Origin of the sequence: Pedobacter deserti (genome assembly GCF_024436415.1) — a bacterium.
GTDB classification, from domain to species: domain Bacteria; phylum Bacteroidota; class Bacteroidia; order Sphingobacteriales; family Sphingobacteriaceae; genus Pedobacter; species Pedobacter faecalis.
In genome coordinates this window covers 1-5,112 of sequence record NZ_JAFMZQ010000004.1, presented here as the reverse complement: position 1 = coordinate 5,112, position 5,112 = coordinate 1, and the positions used below count along the sequence as shown (strand labels likewise).

The 5,112-nt window shown below is 49.5% G+C and carries 2 tRNA genes and 3 rRNA genes; all 5 read left to right on the top strand.

What is annotated here, in order from left to right:
• Positions 1–35 precede the first annotated feature (35 nt).
• The 5 genes from J3P40_RS17760 to rrf all read left to right on the top strand — a co-directional run bounded on the left by J3P40_RS17760 (position 36) and on the right by rrf (position 5,106).
• A 16S ribosomal RNA gene (locus J3P40_RS17760) occupies positions 36–1,557 on the top strand.
• A 117-nt stretch (positions 1,558–1,674) separates the two neighbouring features.
• Positions 1,675–1,749 (top strand) — tRNA-Ile (locus J3P40_RS17755).
• Between the two features lie 14 nt (positions 1,750–1,763).
• Positions 1,764–1,840: transfer RNA gene (locus J3P40_RS17750), tRNA-Ala, on the top strand.
• A gap of 184 nt (positions 1,841–2,024) precedes the next feature.
• A 23S ribosomal RNA gene (locus J3P40_RS17745) occupies positions 2,025–4,897 on the top strand.
• A gap of 97 nt (positions 4,898–4,994) precedes the next feature.
• A 5S ribosomal RNA gene (gene rrf, locus J3P40_RS17740) occupies positions 4,995–5,106 on the top strand.
• Together the 16S, 23S and 5S rRNA genes with 2 tRNA genes alongside form the textbook arrangement of a ribosomal RNA operon.
• Positions 5,107–5,112: the final 6 nt, after the last annotated feature.

Sequence of the window (5,112 nt, the reverse complement as noted above, 5' to 3'; positions counted from 1 at the left end):
ATTTTAAGAATAGTCAGGAATTCAAACAACATTTTACAATGGAGAGTTTGATCCTGGCTCAGGATGAACGCTAGCGGCAGGCCTAATACATGCAAGTCGAACGATATTATCCAGCTTGCTGGATAAGAAAGTGGCGCACGGGTGCGTAACGCGTATGCAACCTACCTTAATCAGGGGGATAGCCCGGAGAAATCCGGATTAACACCGCATAAAATCACAGTACAGCATTGTACAATGATCAAATATTTATAGGATTAAGATGGGCATGCGTGTCATTAGCTAGTTGGCGGGGTAACGGCCCACCAAGGCGACGATGACTAGGGGATCTGAGAGGATGACCCCCCACACTGGTACTGAGACACGGACCAGACTCCTACGGGAGGCAGCAGTAAGGAATATTGGTCAATGGAGGCAACTCTGAACCAGCCATGCCGCGTGCAGGAAGACGGCCCTCTGGGTTGTAAACTGCTTTTATTCGGGAATAAACCTTAGTACGTGTACTGAGCTGAATGTACCGAAGGAATAAGGATCGGCTAACTCCGTGCCAGCAGCCGCGGTAATACGGAGGATCCAAGCGTTATCCGGATTTATTGGGTTTAAAGGGTGCGTAGGCGGCCTGTTAAGTCAGGGGTGAAAGACGGTGGCTCAACCATCGCAGTGCCCTTGATACTGATGGGCTTGAATGAACTAGAGGTAGGCGGAATGTGACAAGTAGCGGTGAAATGCATAGATATGTCACAGAACACCGATTGCGAAGGCAGCTTACTATGGTTTTATTGACGCTGAGGCACGAAAGCGTGGGGATCAAACAGGATTAGATACCCTGGTAGTCCACGCCCTAAACGATGAATACTCGCTGTTAGCGATATACAGTTAGCGGCTAAGCGAAAGCGTTAAGTATTCCACCTGGGGAGTACGCCCGCAAGGGTGAAACTCAAAGGAATTGACGGGGGCCCGCACAAGCGGAGGAGCATGTGGTTTAATTCGATGATACGCGAGGAACCTTACCCGGGCTTGAAAGTTACTGAATAACTCAGAGATGAGTTAGTCCTTCGGGACAGGAAACTAGGTGCTGCATGGCTGTCGTCAGCTCGTGCCGTGAGGTGTTGGGTTAAGTCCCGCAACGAGCGCAACCCCTATGTTTAGTTGCCAGCATGTTAAGGTGGGGACTCTAAACAGACTGCCTGTGCAAACAGAGAGGAAGGAGGGGACGACGTCAAGTCATCATGGCCCTTACGTCCGGGGCTACACACGTGCTACAATGGACGGTACAGAGGGCAGCTAGCTGGCAACAGCATGCGAATCTCAAAAAGCCGTTCACAGTTCGGATAGAGGTCTGCAACTCGACCTCTTGAAGTTGGATTCGCTAGTAATCGCGTATCAGCAATGACGCGGTGAATACGTTCCCGGGCCTTGTACACACCGCCCGTCAAGCCATGGAAGTTGGGGGTACCTAAAGTATGTAACCGTAAGGAGCGTCCTAGGGTAAAACCGATAACTGGGGCTAAGTCGTAACAAGGTAGCCGTACCGGAAGGTGCGGCTGGAATACCTCCTTTCTGGAGTAGGGTTGACTACTCGCTCGGCGCAAATGATATAAATGACAATAGATCTCAACAAGAAACACCCATAGGATGAAGCATCGTTTAGTGCTCCATACTGCAGTATAGACATATAGTCCCGTAGCTCAGTTTGGTTAGAGCACTACACTGATAATGTAGGGGTCAGCAGTTCAAATCTGCTCGGGACTACAGATGAATCTTAAGGGGGATTAGCTCAGCTGGCTAGAGCGCCTGCCTTGCACGCAGGAGGTCAACGGTTCGACTCCGTTATTCTCCACCATCACCGGGGCCTGAAGAGAAAGGCCTGTTAAAATAGGGAAGGCAACTTCCCCGGGATAGAAAAGTTCTTTGACATATTGGAAGAAGTTAAAAAAGAAGAGCAAACAACAATAGAGGACTTTGCTGCTTTAGGGCAGTAAAAGAATCAAAAAAGCATTTCTGTATGCGCAAAAGGGTACAGGAAGAAGAAAGTAATAAAGAGCACACAGGGGATGCCTTGGCTCTCAGAGGCGATGAAGGACGTGATAAGCTGCGATAAGCCGTGGGGATTAGCAAATATGAATTGATCCGCGGATTTCCGAATGGGGAAACCTGGCTGGTTGAAGACCAGTCGTAAAATACGCAAACCTGCCGAACTGAAACATCTAAGTAAGCAGAGGAAGAGAAAATAATAATGATTTCCTGAGTAGTGGCGAGCGAAAGGGAAAGAGCCCAAACCTATTATGTTACGGCATAATGGGGGTTGTAGGACTACGATGTGGTATAGTAACATGAAGTGGAACAGGATGGGAAGCCTGGCAATATACGGTGATAGCCCGGTACACGTAAGTAATACTAACCTAGTAGTATCCTGAGTACCGCGAGGTCGGAGACGCCTTGTGGGAATCTGCCGGCACCATCCGGTAAGGCTAAATACTCCTGAGAGACCGATAGTGAACCAGTACCGTGAGGGAAAGGTGAAAAGAACCCCGAACAGGGGAGTGAAATAGAACCTGAAACTGTGTGCTTACAAGCGGTCGGAGCTGGCAGGTCCAGTGACGGCGTGCCTTTTGCATAATGAGCCTACGAGTTACTCTTCCCTGGCGAGGTTAAGTGTTTAAGACATGAAGCCGAAGCGAAAGCGAGTCTGAATAGGGCGCATAGTCAGGGGAGGTAGACGCGAAACCTTGTGATCTACCCATGGACAGGTTGAAGGTGCGGTAACACGTACTGGAGGACCGAACCGATAAACGTTGAAAAGTTTCCGGATGATCTGTGGGTAGGGGTGAAAGGCTAATCAAACTGGGAAATAGCTCGTACTCCCCGAAATGTTTTTAGGAACAGCGTCGTGATAGAGTTAAATAGAGGTAGAGCTACTGATTGGGTGCGGGGGAGTCAAATCCTACCAAATCCAGACAAACTCCGAATGCTATTTAATATGCACGGCAGTGAGGCGCGGGGTGCTAAGGTCACGCGCCGAGAGGGAAAGAACCCAGACCATCAGCTAAGGTCCCCAAGTTACAGTTAAGTTGAACTAACGAGGTCCGATTGCACAGACAGCTAGGATGTTGGCTTGGAAGCAGCCATTCATTTAAAGAGTGCGTAACAGCTCACTAGTCGAGCGATCGGGCATGGATAATAAACGGGCATCAAATTGTACACCGAAGCTATGGGTAAATTTATTTACGGTAGGGGAGCATTCCAGCGGCGGCGAAGGTATGACGTAAGTTGTGCTGGAGCTTCTGGAAAAGCAAATGTAGGCATAAGTAACGATAAGGCGGGCGAGAAACCCGCCCACCGAAAGGATAAGGTTTCCTGATCAACGCTAATCGGATCAGGGTTAGTCGGGGCCTAAGGAGAACCCGAAAGGGGTATTCGATGGACAACGGTTTAATATTACCGTACTTTTTATAACTGCGATGTGGGGACGGAGTAGTGACACTGCCGCGATCTGACGGAATAGATCGTTAAAGGCTTTAGGTATTGAATATCCAGGCAAATCCGGATGTTTAGCTGAAGGCCGATAGTACCGCAAACCTTCGGGGGCGCGGATAGTGCAGGTAATCAGACTTCCAAGAAAATCCGCTAAGCTTCAGGTTATAAAAACCCGTACCGCAAACCGACACAGGTATCCGGGAAGAGAATTCTAAGGTGCTCGAGTGAATCATGGCTAAGGAACTCGGCAAAATGGCCCTGTAACTTCGGGAGAAGGGGCGCTGGAGCGATCCAGCCGCAGTGAAAAGGCCCAGGCGACTGTTTAACAAAAACACATGGCTTTGCAAAATCGAAAGATGAGGTATAAGGCCTGACACCTGCCCGGTGCTGGAAGGTTAAGAGGGGATGTTAGTCGCAAGGCGAAGCATTGAATCGAAGCCCCAGTAAACGGCGGCCGTAACTATAACGGTCCTAAGGTAGCGAAATTCCTTGTCGGGTAAGTTCCGACCTGCACGAATGGTGTAACGATCTGGGCGCTGTCTCAGCCATGAGCTCGGTGAAATTGTGGTCCCGGTGAAGACGCCGGGTACCCGCAACGGGACGGAAAGACCCCATGCACCTTCACTACAATTTAACATTGCCATTGGATACAGGATGTGTAGGATAGGTGGGAGACTGTGAAGCGGGTTCGCCAGGATTCGTGGAGTCAACGTTGAAATACCACCCTTTCTGTATTCGGTGTCTAACTCTGCCAAGCGGAGGACATTGTTTGATGGGTAGTTTGACTGGGGTGGTCGCCTCCAAAAAGGTAACGGAGGCTTTCAAAGGTAAGCTCAATACGCTTGGTAACCGTATGAGGAGTGCAATAGCATAAGCTTGCTTGACTGTGAGACAGACAAGTCGATCAGGGTCGAAAGACGGATATAGTGATCCGGTGGTTCTGCATGGAAGGGCCATCGCTCAAAGGATAAAAGGTACGCTGGGGATAACAGGCTGATCTCCCCCAAGAGCTCATATCGACGGGGAGGTTTGGCACCTCGATGTCGGCTCGTCACATCCTGGGGCTGGAGAAGGTCCCAAGGGTTCGGCTGTTCGCCGATTAAAGTGGCACGCGAGCTGGGTTCAGAACGTCGCGAGACAGTTCGGTCCCTATCTGTTGTGGGCGTTGGAATTTTGAGTGGGGCTGACCTTAGTACGAGAGGACCGGGTTGGACTAGCCTCTAGTGAATCTGTTGTTCCGCCAGGGGCATTGCAGAGTAGCTACGCTGGGAATAGATAAGCGCTGAAAGCATCTAAGTGCGAAACTAGCCACGAGATGAGAATTCCATTAGAGGATCGTAGCAGACTACTACGTTGATAGGTTACAGATGTAAAGATGGTGACATCAAAGTCGAGTAATACTAATCATCCGAAGCTTTCTAACAAGCAACAACGTTGTTTGCTCTTCACGTTTAACTTCTTTCAATAATATGTCATTGTTGAGGCCAAGGGTAATCCCAAAGCCAAAACAATAAAAATCTTCAGGTGCCTATATCGGTGGTGTCCACCTCTTCCCATTCCGAACAGAGAAGTTAAGCCCACCAGAGCCAATGGTACTGCGGTAACACGTGGGAGAGTAGGTCGGTGCCAGATCTTAAA